We start from the raw sequence: 15,571 nt of genomic DNA on the forward strand, positions 1-15,571 counted from the left end.
GGTTAGAGCGCGCCCTTCGTGGAGGGGAGGATGCCGACCGCGCGCGGGTCGCGCTCGGAGGCGTACCGCAGGGCCCGTGCCAGCGCCTTGAACTGGCATTCCACGATGTGGTGGGCGTTGCGGCCGTAGGGCACGTGCACGTGCAGCGCGATCTGTGCCTGGGCGACGAAGGACTCCAGGATGTGCCGGGTCATCGTGGTGTCGTACTCGCCGATCATCGGCGCCATGGTCTCGGGCTCGGTGTGCACGAGGTAGGGGCGGCCGGACAGGTCGACCGTCACCTGGGCCAGCGACTCGTCCAGCGGGACGGTGCAGTTGCCGAAGCGGTAGATGCCCACCTTGTCGCCGAGGGCCTGCTTGAAGGCGGCGCCCAGCGCGAGGGCGGTGTCCTCGATGGTGTGGTGGGAGTCGATGTGCAGGTCGCCCTCGGTCTTCACGGTGAGGTCGAACAGGCCGTGCCGGCCGAGCTGGTCCAGCATGTGGTCGTAGAAACCGACCCCGGTCGCCACCTCGACCCTGCCGGTCCCGTCGAGGTCGATCTCGACGAGGACGGAGGTCTCCTTGGTGACGCGTTCCACGCGTCCTACCCGGCTCATGCGCTCTGCTCCTTCTTCACATCACGGACCGCGTCGAGGAACGCGTCGTTCTCTTCGGGGGTTCCGGCGGTCACCCGCAGCCATCCCGGCACGCCGTTGTCCCGGACCAGGACGCCCCGGTCGAGGATCTGCCGCCAGGCGGTGCGGGCGTCGGCGAAGCGGCCGAACTGCACGAAGTTCGCGTCGGAGGCGGTGACCTCGTAGCCGAGGGCGAGCAGTTCGCGCACCAGCCGGTCCCGCTCCGCCTTGAGCTGGTCGACATACTTCAGCAGCGTGTCGGTGTGCTCCAGGGCGGCCAGGGCGGTCGCCTGGGTGACGGCCGACAGGTGGTAGGGCAGCCGTACGAGCTGCACGGCGTCCACCACCGCGGGGTGCGCGGCGAGATAGCCCAGGCGCAGGCCGGCCGCGCCGAACGCCTTCGACATCGTGCGGGAGACGACCAGGTGGGGGCGGCCCTCGATCAGCGGCAGCAGCGAGTCGCCGTGGCTGAACTCGACGTAGGCCTCGTCGACGACGACCATGGAGGGCTTCGCGGCCTGGGCGGCCTCGTACAGGGCGAGGACGGTGTCGCCGGGGACCGCGTTGCCGGTGGGGTTGTTGGGGGTGGTCACGAAGACGACGTCGGGGCGGTGCTCGGCGATGGCCTTCTCGGCGGCGGCGAGGTCGATGGTGAAGTCGTCGTTGCGGGGGCCGGAGATCCAGCCGGTGCCGGTGCCGCGGGAGATCAGCGCGTGCATCGAGTACGACGGCTCGAAGCCGATCGCCGTGCGGCCCGGTCCGCCGAAGGTCTGCAGGAGCTGCTGGAGGACCTCGTTGGAGCCGTTGGCGGCCCAGACGTTGGCGAGGCCGACCCGGTGGCCGGAGGTGTCGGTGAGGTACCGGGCGAGGCGGGTGCGCAGCTCCACCGCGTCCCGGTCGGGGTAGCGGTTGAGGTCGCGGGCCGCCGCGCGGACCCGCTCGGCGATCCGCTCGACCAGCGGCTCGGGCAGCGGGTAGGGGTTCTCGTTGGTGTTCAGCCGGACGGGGACGTCCAGTTGGGGCGCGCCGTAGGGGGACTTGCCGCGCAGTTCGTCCCGTACGGGGAGATCGTCGATGCCGCTCACTTGCTTCCGGGTACCTTCCAGCCGAACCTCGCCTTGACCGCCGCCCCGTGGGCCGGCAGGTCCTCCGCCTCGGCCAGCGTCACCACGTGCTGTGCGACGTCGGCGAGCGCGTCCTCGGTGTAGTCGACGATGTGGATGCCGCGCAGGAAGGACTGGACGGACAGGCCGGAGGAGTGGCAGGCGCAGCCGCCGGTGGGCAGCACGTGGTTGGAGCCGGCGGCGTAGTCGCCGAGCGAGACCGGCGCCCAGGGGCCGATGAAGATCGCGCCGGCGTTGCGCACCCGGTCGGCGACGGCGGCGGCGTCGGCCGTCTGGATCTCCAGGTGCTCGGCCGCGTAGGCGTCGACCACGCGCAGTCCCTCGTCGACGCCGTCGACCAGGACGATCGCGGACTGCCTGCCCTTGAGGGCGGGCACGATCCGGTCGTCGATGTGCTTGGTGGCCGCGACCTGCGACTCCAGCTCCTTCTCGACCGCGTCCGCGAGTGCCGCGGAGTCGGTGACGAGGACGGCGGCGGCCAGCGGGTCGTGCTCGGCCTGGCTGATCAGGTCGGAGGCGACGTGGACCGGGTCGGCGGTGGCGTCGGCGAGGACCGCGATCTCGGTCGGGCCCGCCTCGGCGTCGATGCCGATCTTGCCGGTGAAGTAGCGCTTGGCGGCGGCGACCCAGATGTTGCCGGGGCCGGTGACCATGGTGGCGGGCGGGCAGGACTCGGTGCCGTGGGCGAACATCGCGACGGCCGTGGCGCCGCCCGCGGCGTACACCTCGTCGACGCCGAGCAGCGCGCACGCGGCGAGGATGGTCGGGTGCGGCAGCCCGCCGAACTCGGCCTGGGGCGGCGAGGCGAGGGCGATCGAGGGGACGCCGGCCTCCTGCGCCGGGACGGCGTTCATGATCACGGAGGACGGGTAGACCGAGCGGCCGCCCGGCGCGTACAGGCCGACGCGGTCGACCGGCACCCACTTCTCGGTGACCGTGCCGCCGGGCACGACCTGGGTGGTGCGGTCGGTGCGCCGCTGCTCGCGGTGGACGAGGCGGGCGCGCCGGACGGACTCCTCCAGGGCGGCGCGCACGGCCGGGTCGAGCTCTTCGAGCGCGCGCGCGAGGGCGGCCTCGGGCACCCTGACCCGGTCGAGCCTGACCCCGTCGAACTTCTCCGCGAAGTCGATCAGTGCCGCGTCTCCCCGATGGTGCACGGCCTCGCAGATCGGGCGCACCTTCTCCAGGGCGGCCGATACGTCGAACTCGGCCCGGGGCAGCAGGTCGCGCAGGGCCGGACCCTCGGGGAGGGCGTCGCCGCGCAGATCGATTCGGGAGATCACGTGCCCAATTCTCTCAGACCCGCGTCGGGGGCCGTTCGCGCGTATCAATGGCTGATACAGAACGCGGCGGAATCCGGAAGATCCTCTTCACTTCCCGTGTTCGGCCGGTCACTCAGCGGGCATGACGGGGGTACGGGGCAACCGACTCGCCCGGCGGGGAGGGAGGGTGACGCGATGACCGAGGGGGCCGGCGTCCGGGGCGGCGACCTGCCGGACGATCTCACCGCCGCCGAGGCGGGCATGTGGCAGGCCTTCCGCAACGGCAGCGTGTACGACCTGAGCAGCGGCGACCCGGTCGTCGACGACCCGCACGGCGGGCATCCCTGGGGCGAGGAGCGCTCGGTGCGGGCGCGCATCGTGTGCTGGCTGCTGCTGGACGGGCCGCCCGCCCTCGCGGGCCGGGTCAGCGCGCTGAAGCTGGCGGGTGTGCGCGTGGACGGGGCGCTGGATCTGGCGGGCGGCCAGGTGGAGCCGTACGTGGAGATGCGGGCCTGCCGCTTCGAGCGGGAGGTGCTGCTGCCGGAGGCCCGGCTGTCGACCGTGCGGCTGGTGGACTGCTCCGTACCGCGCCTGGAGGCCGCGCGGGTCAGCACCGAGGGCGACCTGCATCTGCCGCGCTGCCGCTTCCACAACGGCGTCCGGCTCACCGACGCCCGCATCGGCACCGATCTGCTGCTCAACCAGGCGATCGTCTACCGGGACCGCAGCGGGCGCTCCATGGCCGCCGACGGCATGACGGTCGGCCAGGACCTCCAGGCGGAGATGCTGGAGTCGCACGGCGAGCTGAGCCTGCGCGGCGCGAGCATCGGCGTGTCGCTGAGCCTGCGGGGCGCGCGGCTGGTCAACCCCTACACCCGGCTCGCGCTGAACGCCCCGCAGCTGACCGTCGGCCGCACGCTGTACCTGACCCCGGCGGGCGTCGGCGGTCCGCTGCTGAGCGGCCGTACGCCCGCGCGCGGGACGCGTGTGCAGCGCTTCGAGTGCCGGGGCGGGGTGCGGCTGGACGACGGGCGGTTCGGGGACGCGGTCGACCTGGAGGGGGCCCGGTTCGCGTTCACCGAGGAGCAGGAGCTGTCGCTGCGCCGCGTCCAGACGCCGGAGCTGCGCTTCCTGGGCGAGCGTCCGGAGCGCGGCCGGGTGGTGCTGTCCGGGGCGCGCGTGGTCAACCTGATGGACCGGGCGGACGCGTGGCCGGGCCCCGGTCTGCTGCAGATGGGCGGCTTCACCTACGAGAACCTCGTGCCGCGCGGCCCGTTCCCGCTGCGGCGGCGGCTCGCCTGGGTGTCCGCGGCGACCGCCGAGTACCACCCGGAGCCGTACGAGCGGCTGGCGGCCGTCCTGCGGGCCGGCGGTGAGGACGAGGACGCGCGCGAGGTGCTGCTCGCCAAGCAGCGCAGACGCCGCGAGACGCTGCCGCCCGCCGCCAAGCTGTGGGGCTACGCCCAGGACTGGATGGTCGCCTACGGCTATCGGCCCGGTCGGGCCGCCGTGTGGATGGCCGTGCTGTGGGCGGCGGGCTCGGTGGCGTTCACCTACGCCGACCCCCCGCCGGTCAGGAGCGGCGAGCGCCCGTCGTGGAACCCTCCCCTGTTCGCGCTGGATCTGCTGCTGCCGGTGATCGACCTGGGCCAGGTGGGGTTCTGGCTGTTCAGGGGCGCCTGGCAGTGGCTGGTCGCGGCGATGATCCTGCTGGGCTGGATTCTCGCGACGACGGTGGCGACCGGGGCGACGCGGATGCTGCGCCGCAACTGAGCGGCCGGATGTGGCGGGAAGTGTGTGACATCTGAGCTGATTTCATGGATGTCCGACAGTTGTTGAACGATTGACTTTTACTCTTTCTTGACCTGCCCGCGTACAACTTTCCGCCTCCTGGTCCTTCCCCCTGGCGTGGGTGCGACCGGCGGACTTTCAATGGTCGACACCATGGCTCTCACGCTCCCGTTCGGCCGGGCCTCCCGGACGACAAGGAAGGCGGCACACCCCGCCGCCGGCTTGGCCTCCGACGCGGAGGTCCTGCTCGACGCGCCCGACGACCGCCTCGGCCCCGCGCTGGTCGCGGCGGGGCAGGGCCGCCCCGAGCCCGCCGCCGCCGTGCTCGCCGCCACCCGCGAGAACGCGCAGTGGGAGCACCGCGACCGCTACACGCTGCATCTGGCCTCCTTCGCGCGCTCGCGCCCCGAGTGGCTGCAGACCTGGTACGCCGCCGCCCCGCACGACCCGGACGTCCTGCTGGTGCGCGCCCAGCTCGCGGTCGACCACGCCTGGCGCTCCCCCGCGCGCGCCGAGGTGCTGCGCGGGGTCAGCCCGCTGATCACCGCCGCCGCGCGCGGCGACGACCGCGACCCCGTGCCCTGGCGGCTCGCGCTGGACCACGCGCGCGGCTCCCGGGCCGGCCACACCTACTTCGGCGAGCTGTGGGAGGCGGCGCTGCGCCGCGCCCCGCTGCACTACGGCTGCCATGTGGCGGCCCTGCGCTATCTGCGCGCCTCCTGGCACGGCTCCCACCGCGAGTGCCTGGACTTCGCCGACCGGGCCGCGCAGGACGCCCCGCCCGACTCCCTCGTCCAGGCCCTGCCGGCCCGCGCGGCCCTCGCCTACTACCACGACGGCTGCGGTCCGGGCGTGCCGCCCGAGCGGCTGGACGCGGCGGCCGACCGGGCCGTGGCGCTCTCCGCCAGGTTCCCGGCGGCCGACCTGTGGCCGGCGGCGGTCCGCAACAAGCTGACGTACGTCCTGGTGCGGCTCGGCCGCTGGGAGGACGCGCTGGAGCAGCTGCGCCTGATCGGGCCGTACGCCACGTCGTACCCGTGGAGCCGGTTCGCGGAGGATCCGCTCGGCCGGTTCCTGGAGGTGCGCGAGGAGGTCCGGCTGCGGGCGGGCGGCACGCCGAGCGCCGGACGCGGCGCGCGTCCGGCGGGTGGGCGGGCCGGACGCGTACCGCCCGCGGCCCATTAGGCTTTGGCGCCGTGACCGTCCGCCTTCCGCTCTTCCCCCTGAACTCGGTGCTCTTCCCGGGTCTCGTGCTGCCGCTGAACATCTTCGAGGAGCGCTATCGCGCGATGATGCGCGAGCTGCTGAAGACCCCCGAGGAGGAGCCGCGCCGCTTCGCCGTCGTGACGATCCGCGACGGCCACGAGCTGGCTCCGAGCGCTCCCGGCATGCCGGACCCCGCCGCCGTGCCCGAGCGGGGCCCGGCGGCGGGCTTCGGCCCGGACCCGCTGAAGGCGTTCCACGCGGTGGGCTGCATCGCGGACGCGGCGACGATCCGGGAGCGCGCCGACGGCACCTTCGAGGTGCTGGCGACGGGGACGACCCGGGTGCGGCTGGTCTCGGTGGACGCCTCGGGCGCCTTTCTCAGCGCCGAGCTGGAGGAGCTGGCGGAGGAGCCGGGCGACGAGGCCGGGGCGCTGGCGGAAGGGGTGCTGCGGGCCTTCCGGCAGTACCAGAAGCGCCTCGCGGGCGCCCGCGAGCGGTCCCTGTCCGCGACGGCCGACCTCCCGGACCAGCCGTCGGTGGTGTCCTACCTGGTGGCGGCCGCGATGATGCTGGACACGCCGACCAAGCAGCGCCTGCTGCAGGCGCCGGACACGGCGTCCCGGCTGCGCGACGAGCTGCGGCTCCTGCGCGCCGAGTCCTCGATCATCCGTACGCTGCCCTCGCTCCCGGCGTCGGACCTGACCCGCGGGCCCACGAGCCTGAACTGACGCACCACCTCTGGGGAGACCGGCCGCCATGGCGAAGAAGTCGAAGAAACAGCAGTCCGCGGGGACGCCCGCGACCGTCGCGCTCACCGCGGCGGGCGTCGCGTTCACGGTCCACTCCTACGACCACGACCCCGCCCACCCCTCCTACGGCGAGGAGGCCGCCGAGGCGATGGGCGTCTCGCCGGACCGCGTCTTCAAGACGCTGGTGGCGGACGTGGACGGCGCACTGACCGTGGCCGTGGTCCCGGTGGCGGGCCGGCTGGACCTCAAGGCGCTGGCCGCCGCCGTCGGCGGCAAGCGGGCCGCGATGGCCGATCCGGCCCTCGCCGAACGCGCCACGGGCTACGTCCTCGGCGGCATCTCCCCGCTGGGCCAGCGCAAGCGGCTGCCCGCGGTGCTGGACTCCACCGCCTCCGGGCACGCCACGATCTGCGTCTCGGCGGGCCGGCGCGGCCTGGAGATCGAGCTGTCCCCCGCGGACCTGGCCGCCCTCACCGGCGCGGTCCTCGCTCCCGTCGGCCGTGCGTGAACTCTCGACGGCGGGGGTGTCCCCGGTTAAGTACGGGGGACATGTCGAAGAGAACACGGAAGCGCAAGTGGCGCACCAGGAAGGGCCGCGCGAACCACGGACGCCGCCCGGCGTGAGGCACCCCCGCCCAGGGGGCCGGCCGTGTCCCCTGGGCGTTCCCCGGCGTCAGCCCAGCGGCGCGCCGTAGGGGTCCTTCGCCTGCCCCTGAGGGGGCTGCTGCGGGAACGGGTCCGGGTCGCGCGGGCCGAACAGCGCGGTCAGCCCGAGATGCGCCACCAGCGCGGCCAGCGGCCAGGCGAGCCAGGCCCCCTTGGCGCCGAGCTTGAGCGGCGCGGAGAAGGTGACGCCCTTGCCGACGTCCTTGGCGCGGGCCACGACGTCCTGGGCGGGTCCGAGCCACACCCCGACCCGCCAGGCCAGCAGGGACCCGAGGAACCCTCCGACGGCCAGGGCCACCACGAGCGGGACACCGCCGCGGCGCCGCCACAGGAAGACCGCGAGCGCGCTGAGCAGCCCGAAGCCGAGCGCGAGCAGAGTGAACGTTCCGTCGACCCCGACGGCCTGCTCGCCCTCGGAGTCCTTGAGGTAGACGACCCAGCTCTTGTCGACGACGTCCCCGACCAGCGGCACGCTCGGCGCCAGCCACCACCACAGGACACCGAGGAGCGCCCCGAAGACGGCCACCGCCACCATGACCACGGCGGCCTCGCGCACTTCGGTCTTCATGCCGGGACCGTCCTGTCGGGACGAGCCGTACACGCCGTACGGCCCGGGAGGACCGTACGGGTCCCGGGCACCGCTCGGAGCGTCGGACAGGGCGTCGTACGGCCCGGCTGCCGGGTACCCGGCAGCGGGCTGCTGCCACCCCCCGTCGGGGGACGGTTCACGCGGCGGGGGTGGAGGAGTCAGCGGAGCGGTCACCCTGCCATCGTGCCAGGCCGACCTGTGCGGCGCGTCACCGGACGGCCGCCCGGCGGTACGCCCAGGTGGCCACGGCGAGCGAGACGACGCCGACCGCCGCGCACACGGCGAGGTCGCGCAGGACCAGCGCCCATTCGGGCCGCGCGCCGAACGTCCGGGCGAACGCCTCCACGCCGTACGTCGACGGCAGCAGGTCCCGGGCGAAGCGGACCGCCTCCGGCATCCGGTCGGCGGGCAGCACACCCAGCAGCAGCGCGGCGGACATGCCCAGCTGGCCCAGGAGCGTCGCCAGTTCCGGCCGGGGCGCGAGCAGGCCCAGGGCGGCGCCCAGCCCGGCGAGCGCGGCGCCCGCGAGCGGGATCACGGCGGCCAGCACCCACAGCTGCGCCACCGGCAGCCCGAACAGCGCGGACCCGAACAGGGCCGTCACCACGGTCCCCGGCACGGTGAAGGAGGCGTACGCCCCGGCCGCGCCCAGCACCACGGCGGCGGGCGGCACCGGCAGCGTGGCGTAGTGGTCGAGGCCGCCGCTGGCGCGCAGCTGGCCGAAGTACTGCGCGAGCAGGTTCAGCGCGACGAAGGCGACCACGAGCACGGACGAGCCGGCCACCACGGTCCGCGCCTCGGCCCCGCCGTCGACGACCCCGCGCATCAGGATCATGATCCCGACGGACTGGAAGGTCGCCACGAAGAGCAGCGGGATCCGCGCGACCCTCGCCCGGGACAGCTGCGCCCGGTAGACGGCGCACAGCGACGGCCACAGCCGCGCGCGCGGCCCGAGCTCGGCCATGGCCGCCCGGGACGGCTCGTCCGCGGCCAGGGCGCTGCCCGGCAGAACCTCGGCGGGTACGACACTCACGTGGCGCTGCTCCCTTTCACACGGGGGATCTCGGGGGAGGTGGCCCTGTTCCGTACAGATACGCACACGGGGGCGCGGGTGCTCAAGCCTTCACCAGCCCCTGCTGCGCTGCCCCGCCCAGCGCGAGGTAGACGTCCTCCAGGCTCGGCGTGGCGAGCGTGAAGTCGTCCAGCGCGGCGAAGGCGGCCCCGCCGGTGACGGTGGCCACGACCGTGCGGGCCTCCTCGGGGGCGAGGCGCAGCGTCCAGCGGCGGCCGGACTCCACGGCCCGGTCCTGGAGCGCGGCCACCTCGGGGACCTCCAGGGGGGCGCGGTCGCGCCACAGCAGCTGGACGCGCACCTCGCCGGCGACGCGTTCCTTGAGCCCGGAGGGGGTGTCGCAGGCGATGACCCGGCCCCGGTCGAGCACCGCGACCCGGTCGAGGACGGTCTCGGCCTCGATGACGTTGTGGGTGACGAGCAGCACGGTCGTGCCGTGCTCGGCGCGCCGCCGGTCCACGGCCGACCACACGGCCCGCCGCGCCACCGGGTCCATCGCGGTGGTCGGCTCGTCCAGCACGAGCAGGGGGCGCTCCCCCACCAGCACGGCGGCGAAGCAGGCCAGCCGGCGCTGCCCGCCGGACAGCTTCTTCAGCGGCCGTCCGGCGATCGGGGTGAGGCCCAGCTCCTCCAGTACGGCGTCCCGCTCGGCACGCGCCCGCCGTACGTCCAAGCCGCGCAGCCGCCCGGTGGTCTCGGCGGCGAGGGACACGGTCAGCTCGTCGAGGGCGCTGGACTCCTGGCCGAGGTAGGCGAGGATGCGCGCCGCCCGGTCGGGGTGGCGCACGATGTCGTGGCCGAGGATCTCGACGCCGCCCGCGTCGGGCCGCATCAGCCCGGTCAGCTGGCGTACGAGGGTGGTCTTGCCGGCGCCGTTGGGGCCGAGCAGTCCGAAGATCTCACCGCGCCGGATGTCGAGGCGCACGTCGTCGGTGGCCCGCACCTCGGGCGTGCCCGGGGCGCCGCGCCGGCCGCGGACCGCCGGATAGGTCTTCGTCAGCCCGCGCACGGCGCACACGACGTCACCACCGTGTCGACATGCCTGTCCCGCGCGCGTACTCACAAAGGACGAGAGTACGGGGTCCGGGCCCCGCTGCCGCCCTCGGGGCGGCCACTCGCCGCACATCGCCCGCGCGCGGCGCGAAACACCCCTGGTGCCCGCACCTGTGGGGCACGAGCGTCCGTCCCGTGCCGCCCGGCCGCACCGTCACCCGTCCGGCTCATTCTCCGGCGGGCGCCCGCTCCGTCGCGGTCCGGACGTCGATCTCCCGCCAGAACCCGGCCCGGATGGCGTACCGGTCGTGCTCGTCGATCTGGTCGTCCTTGTGCGCGAGGAGCCCGAACCGGGCCGCGTACCTGAGCAGTTCCCCGTCGATCCGGTGCGGGATCCGCGGATACATCCCGGACAGCTTCTGCAGACCGGCCTGCTCCCCGAGCCGCACCGTCCACCGCCGCGCGAAGACCTGTCCGACCTCGTAGGGGTCGCCGCCGACGGTCGTGATGTCCTCCTCCCGGTCGGCCCAGCGCTGCTCGGCCGTGGTCAGCTGCGCGAGGGTCGGCATGGCGGCCACCTCGGGCGGCTCGGCCGAGGCGCCGGGCCGGTCGACCCAGCCCTTGTCGGAGGACCAGCGCAGCGTGGCGCTCGCCGGGGGCTGGGCCGGCTGGACGCCGGGGGCGCGCAGCGCGGCGAGGTCCTTGGGCGTGGGCACGCCCTTGGGCGCCGGTACGCGCTCCTGTGTGCCGTTGTCCGCGGCGGCCTGGGCGTGTTCGGCGTCCTGCGCGGTGCGTTCGGCGCGCGCGCCGAGCGCGGCGTCGGGGAGGGGGGCGGACAGGATCGCGGCGATCTCGGGACGGGGCGCGGGCGGCGGGGCGCACACCCCGGAGAGCTCCTTGGCGCGGACGGCCCGGGTGATCCAGACGCGGTCCAGCACCCGGCGTTCGTCGGCCTCGGCGACCAGGTCCTCGGACTGGTTGTAGTCGCCGTCGGCGGCCTGCACGGCCCACAGGTGCACGGCGACACCGTGCTCCTTGGCGGCCATCATGCCCGGCAGCAGATCGCCGTCGCCGGTCACGAGGACGATGTCGGAGCAGGCGCGGTTGCGGGCGAGTTCGGTCAGTTCGGCGTGCATCGCCGCGTCGACGCCCTTCTGCGCCCAGCGGCCGTCGCTGCGGGTCAGGGCGCCGAGCCGGACGGTGACCCGCGGCATCACCCGCAGTCTGCGGTGCTCGGGCTGCGGCACCCGGTCGGGGGCGCCGTCGAACCAGTAGATGCGCAGCAGGGGGCGCTGGGTGTCGGACTCTGCGCGTTCGCGCAGCCCTTGGACGAGGGCGGCGTGGTCGACGGTGATGCGGGACCTGGAGGGTTCTCCGGCGAGCAGGCTGGCGGCGGCCCCCAGCAGATACCCGGCGTCCACCAGGACGATGCAGCGGTCCACGCGACTCACCCTCTTTCCCGGGAGGTTTGCTTCCAGCTTCCTTCGAGTCTGCCCGACCGTGCGGGTGTTAACGGGCCGAACTCGATCTTCGGCGTGGCGTTCCGGGGTGCCGTGGCGCGGTCGCGCCGCACCGCGCGCCCCGACCTCCACTGTCACACACGGTAATTATCCGACATGCACTCTTTGTCAGCCTATGTGAATCTGATCCCGGCCCTGGCCCCTAGATCCCCCTCAGGAGGCAGATCACCATGGCCAAGAACAAGAAGCAGGACCGGAAGCAGTCCCCGTCCGAGCGCGCTCAGCAGCAGTCGCAGCCCTCCGCGATGGAGCCGCAGGCGGAGCAGCGCATCACGCAGGTGACGCCGGGCGACATGGCCCGCAAGGGCCGGGAGAAGCGCTTCGGCCACAACTGACTCTGCGTAGAGGGTGTTGAGACCCGGATACGGCGAAGGGGCGCGTCCCGAGAAACACGGGACGCGCCCCTCACGCGTGGCGGCCGGGTGGCCGCTCAGCCCGCCAGGCAGGACGGCCCGAGCAGCACCTTGAGATCGCCGAACAGCGCCGGATCGGGCTTGACCCGGTGCCGGTCCAGCCGCAGGACGGTCGTCCTGGTCGGGCCTTGGAGCCGGATGCGGACCTCGCTCTCGCCCCGGTGGTGGGTGAGGATCTCGCCGAGCCGGCTGACCATCGGCGGGGTGACCCGGGTGGCCGGGATGGTGAGGACCACGGGCGCGTTGGTGCCCGCGTGGGACAGGTCGGGGACCTGGAGCTCCATCGCGACCAGCCGCGGCACGTCCTCGCGCTTGTCGAGCCGGCCCTTGACGAACACGACGGCGTCCTCGACGAGTTGGGTGGACACCAGCTGGTACGTGGCCGGGAAGAACATGCACTCCAGGGAGCCGGCGAGGTCCTCGACGGTGGCGATCGCCCAGGCGTTGCCCTGCTTGGTCATCTTGCGCTGGAGGCCCGAGATGATGCCGCCGATGGTCACCACCGCGCCGTCGGCGTGCTCACCCCCGGTGAGCTGGGCGATGCCCGCGTCGGCCTTGTCGGACAGCACGTGCTCCAGGCCGAAGAGCGGGTGGTCGGAGACGTAGAGGCCGAGCATCTCCCGCTCCTGGGCGAGCAGATACGTCTTCTCCCACTCCTCGTCGGTGAAGACCACGTCGAGCCCGAAGCCGGGCTCGTCGCTCTCCTCCTCGCCCATGCCGCCGAAGAGGTCGAACTGGCCCTCGGCCTCCTTGCGCTTGACCGCGACCACGTTGTCGATCATCGGCTCGAAGTGCGCGGTGAGGCCCTTGCGGGTGTGCCCCAGGGTGTCGAACGCGCCCGCCTTGATCAGCGACTCGGTGGTGCGCTTGTTGCAGGCGACCGCCTCGACCTTGTCGAGGTAGTCGGGGAAGGAGGCGTACTTGCCCTTGGCCTTGCGGCTCCTGATGATCGACTCGACCACGTTGGTGCCGACGTTGCGCACGGCTTCCAGGCCGAAGAGGATCACGTCGTCGCCCTGGGCGGCGAAGTTGTGCACCGACTCGTTGACGTTGGGCGGGAGCACCTTGATGCCCATGCGGCGGCACTCGTTGAGGTAGACGGCCGACTTGTCCTTGTCGTCCTTGACCGAGGTGAGCAGCCCGGCCATGTACTCGGCGGGGTGGTTCGCCTTCAGGTACGCGGTCCAGTACGAGACCAGGCCGTAGGCGGCGGAGTGCGCCTTGTTGAAGGCGTAGCCGGCGAACGGGACCAGCACGTCCCACAGGGCCTGGACGGCCTCGTCGCTGTAGCCGTTCTTCTGGGCGCCGGCCTGGAAGATGGTGAAGTTCTTCGCCAGTTCGTCGGGCTTCTTCTTGCCCATCACGCGGCGCAGGATGTCGGCCTCGCCGAGCGAGTAGCCGGCGATGATCTGGGCGGCCTTCTGCACCTGCTCCTGGTAGACGATCAGGCCGTAGGTGACGTCCAGGACCTCCCTGAGGGGCTCTTCGAGCTCCTTGTGGATGGGGGTGATCTCCTGGAGCTTGTTCTTGCGCAGCGCGTAGTTGGTGTGCGAGTCCATGCCCATCGGGCCCGGACGGTACAGCGCGGAGACGGCGGAGATGTCCTCGAAGTTGTCGGGCTTCATCAGGCGCAGCAGGGACCGCATGGGGCCGCCGTCGAACTGGAAGACGCCCAGGGTGTCGCCGCGCTGGAGGAGTTCGAAGGTCTTCGGATCGTCGAGCGGCAGGGCCAGCAGGTCGAGTTCGACGCCCTTGTTGGACTTCACCATCTTGACGGCGTCGTCCATGATCGTCAGGTTGCGCAGGCCGAGGAAGTCCATCTTCAGCAGGCCGAGCGACTCGCACTGCGGGTAGTCCCACTGCGTGATGGTCACGCCGTCGGTGTGCCGCACCCAGATCGGGGCGTGGTCGACGATGGGCTCGCTGGACATGATCACGCCCGCGGCGTGCACGCCCATCTGCCGGACCAGGCCCTCGACGCCCTTGGCGGTGTCGATGACCTTCTTCACATCCGGCTCGTTCTCGTACATCCCCCGGATCTCGCCCGCCTCGTTGTAGCGCGGGTGGGTCGGGTTGGTGATGCCGTCGAGGTCGATGCCCTTGCCGAGGACGTCGGCGGGCATGGCCTTGGTGAGGCGGTCGCCCATCGCGTACGGGTAGCCCAGCACGCGCGCGGAGTCCTTGATGGCGTTCTTCGCCTTGATCTTGCCGTAGGTGCCGATCATGGCGACCTTGTCGGCGCCGTACTTCTCCGTCACGTACCGGATCACCTCGACGCGCCTGCGCTCGTCGAAGTCGATGTCGACGTCGGGCATGGAGACGCGCTCGGGGTTGAGGAACCGCTCGAAGATCAGGCCGTGCGGGATCGGGTCGAGGTCGGTGATGCCCATGGCGTACGCGACGATCGAACCGGCCGCGGAGCCTCGGCCGGGGCCGACCGCGATGCCGTTCTTCTTGGCCCACATGATGAAGTCTGCGACCACGAGGAAGTAGCCCGGGAACCCCATCTGGATGATGACGTCCATCTCGTACTCGGCCTGCTTCTGGCGGTCGTCGGGGATGCCGCCGGGGAAGCGGCGCTCCATGCCGAGGCGGACCTCCTCCTTGAACCAGGTGACCTCGGTGTAGCCGTCGGGGATGTCGAACTTCGGCATCAGGTTCCGGGACTCGAACATGCCCTCGGTGTCGACCATCTCGGCGATCAGGAGGGTGTTGGCGCAGCCCTCCTGCCAGGCGTCCGAGGAGTCGATGGCGTACATCTCGTCCGTGGACTTCAGGTAGTAGCCGGTGCCGTCGAACTTGAAGCGGTCGGGGTCGGAGAGGTTCTTGCCGGTCTGGATGCACAGCAGGGCGTCGTGGGCGGTCGCCTCGTGCGCGTACGTGTAGTGCGAGTCGTTGGTGACCAGCGGGGGGATGCCGAGCTTCTTGCCGATCTCCAGCAGGCCGTCGCGGACCCGGTGCTCGATCTCGATGCCGTGGTCCATCAGCTCCAGGAAGTAGCGGTCCTTGCCGAAGATGTCCTGGTAGTCGGCGGCGGCCTTCAGGGCCTCGTCGTACTGGCCGAGGCGCAGCCGGGTCTGGAGCTCGCCGGAGGGGCAGCCGGTGGAGGCGACGATCCCCTCGGACCACTGGGCGATGGTCTCCTTGTCCATCCGGGGCCACTTCTGGAGCCAGCCCTCGGCGTAGGCGTCGGAGGAGAGCCGGAAGATGTTGTGCAGGCCCGTCTTGTTCACGGCCCACATCGTCTTGTGGGTGTAACCGCCGGAGCCGGAGACGTCGTCGCGCTTCTGGTGCGGCTGGCCCCACTGGATCTTGCGCTTGTTGCGCCGGGACTCGGGGGCGACGTACGCCTCGATGCCGATGATCGGGGTGACGCCGGCCTTCTTCGCCGAGTGGAAGAAGTCGTAGGCCCCGTGGAGGTTGCCGTGGTCGGACATGGCGATGTGCGTCATGCCCATCTCGTTGCACGCGTCGAACATGTCCTTCAGCCGCGCGGCACCGTCCAGCAGCGAGTACTGGGTGTGGACGTGCAGGTGCGTGAACGGCGGCTTTGACACGGCTTGGCCTCCATG

The 15,571-nt window shown here is 72.4% G+C and carries 13 protein-coding genes; 5 read left to right on the forward strand and 8 right to left on the reverse strand.

What is annotated here, in order from left to right; all coding sequences use genetic code 11:
• Positions 1-2: 2 nt before the first annotated feature.
• From hisB to hisD, 3 genes are read right to left on the reverse strand one after another with little or no spacing between them, the layout of a single operon-like run.
• Positions 3-596, reverse strand: coding sequence for an imidazoleglycerol-phosphate dehydratase HisB (gene hisB, locus SZN_RS10215; RefSeq protein WP_007493951.1), 594 nt, complete (start codon positions 594-596; stop codon positions 3-5).
• Positions 593-1,699, reverse strand: coding sequence for a histidinol-phosphate transaminase (locus tag SZN_RS10220; protein WP_007493954.1), 1,107 nt, complete (start codon positions 1,697-1,699; stop codon positions 593-595). Before SZN_RS10220 ends, hisB begins: the two co-directional genes overlap by 4 nt.
• A complete protein-coding gene (gene hisD / locus SZN_RS10225; RefSeq protein ID WP_007493955.1) occupies positions 1,696-3,021 on the reverse strand; it encodes a histidinol dehydrogenase in 1,326 nt (441 codons plus the stop codon). Before hisD ends, SZN_RS10220 begins: the two co-directional genes overlap by 4 nt.
• Positions 3,022-3,195: 174 nt before the next feature.
• On the opposite strand from hisD, the gene SZN_RS10230 reads away from it, so the two are divergent.
• From SZN_RS10230 to ybaK, 4 genes are all read left to right on the forward strand, one after another.
• Complete coding sequence (locus tag SZN_RS10230; protein ID WP_007493956.1) at positions 3,196-4,773, forward strand: hypothetical protein; 1,578 nt, start codon at positions 3,196-3,198, stop codon at positions 4,771-4,773.
• 159 nt (positions 4,774-4,932) lie between these two features.
• Entirely contained in the window at positions 4,933-5,976 is a 1,044-nt protein-coding gene (locus tag SZN_RS10235; protein ID WP_007493957.1) for a hypothetical protein, read from the forward strand.
• An 11-nt stretch (positions 5,977-5,987) separates the two neighbouring features.
• Positions 5,988-6,725, forward strand: a complete 738-nt coding sequence (locus SZN_RS10240; protein ID WP_007493959.1) for an LON peptidase substrate-binding domain-containing protein — start codon at positions 5,988-5,990, stop codon at positions 6,723-6,725.
• A 28-nt stretch (positions 6,726-6,753) separates the two neighbouring features.
• Positions 6,754-7,254 carry a Cys-tRNA(Pro) deacylase gene (ybaK, locus tag SZN_RS10245; RefSeq protein ID WP_007493961.1) on the forward strand — a complete coding sequence of 167 codons (501 nt, stop codon included), beginning with the start codon at positions 6,754-6,756 and terminating at the stop codon, positions 7,252-7,254.
• Between the two features lie 165 nt (positions 7,255-7,419).
• Here the strand turns inward: ybaK and SZN_RS10250 are convergent, their stop codons facing one another.
• From SZN_RS10250 to SZN_RS10265, 4 genes are all read right to left on the reverse strand, one after another.
• Positions 7,420-8,175: a hypothetical protein gene (locus SZN_RS10250; RefSeq protein WP_050815043.1), complete on the reverse strand. Its 756-nt coding sequence runs from the start codon at positions 8,173-8,175 to the stop codon at positions 7,420-7,422.
• A gap of 34 nt (positions 8,176-8,209) precedes the next feature.
• On the reverse strand, positions 8,210-9,034 hold the full coding sequence (locus SZN_RS10255; RefSeq protein ID WP_007493965.1) for an ABC transporter permease: 825 nt from the start codon (positions 9,032-9,034) through the stop codon (positions 8,210-8,212).
• A gap of 82 nt (positions 9,035-9,116) precedes the next feature.
• Positions 9,117-10,091 carry an ABC transporter ATP-binding protein gene (locus SZN_RS10260; protein WP_007493967.1) on the reverse strand — a complete coding sequence of 325 codons (975 nt, stop codon included), beginning with the start codon at positions 10,089-10,091 and terminating at the stop codon, positions 9,117-9,119.
• A gap of 202 nt (positions 10,092-10,293) precedes the next feature.
• Positions 10,294-11,508, reverse strand: a complete 1,215-nt coding sequence (locus tag SZN_RS10265; RefSeq protein WP_007493968.1) for an NYN domain-containing protein — start codon at positions 11,506-11,508, stop codon at positions 10,294-10,296.
• Positions 11,509-11,756: 248 nt separating this feature from the next.
• Between SZN_RS10265 and SZN_RS41315 the strand changes: the two genes are divergently transcribed.
• Positions 11,757-11,921: a hypothetical protein gene (locus tag SZN_RS41315; protein ID WP_007493970.1), complete on the forward strand. Its 165-nt coding sequence runs from the start codon at positions 11,757-11,759 to the stop codon at positions 11,919-11,921.
• 95 nt (positions 11,922-12,016) lie between these two features.
• On the opposite strand, the gene dnaE is transcribed toward SZN_RS41315, so the two are convergent.
• Positions 12,017-15,556 (reverse strand): DNA polymerase III subunit alpha, encoded by a 3,540-nt coding sequence (gene dnaE, locus SZN_RS10270; protein ID WP_007493972.1) that lies wholly within the window; start codon positions 15,554-15,556, stop codon positions 12,017-12,019.
• Positions 15,557-15,571 lie beyond the last annotated feature (15 nt).

Origin of the sequence: Streptomyces zinciresistens K42, assembly GCF_000225525.1 — a bacterium.
GTDB lineage: Bacteria > Actinomycetota > Actinomycetes > Streptomycetales > Streptomycetaceae > Streptomyces > Streptomyces zinciresistens.

Excerpts from the sequence above, each read along its gene's own strand:
- ybaK (WP_007493961.1), top strand. The coding sequence starts at position 6,754 with ATGGCGAAGAAGTCGAAGAAACAGCAGTCCGCGGGGACGCCCGCGACC.
- hisB (WP_007493951.1), bottom strand. The coding sequence starts at position 596 with ATGAGCCGGGTAGGACGCGTGGAACGCGTCACCAAGGAGACCTCCGTC.
- SZN_RS41315 (WP_007493970.1), top strand. The coding sequence starts at position 11,757 with ATGGCCAAGAACAAGAAGCAGGACCGGAAGCAGTCCCCGTCCGAGCGC.
- SZN_RS10230 (WP_007493956.1), top strand. The coding sequence starts at position 3,196 with ATGACCGAGGGGGCCGGCGTCCGGGGCGGCGACCTGCCGGACGATCTC.
- SZN_RS10235 (WP_007493957.1), top strand. The coding sequence starts at position 4,933 with ATGGTCGACACCATGGCTCTCACGCTCCCGTTCGGCCGGGCCTCCCGG.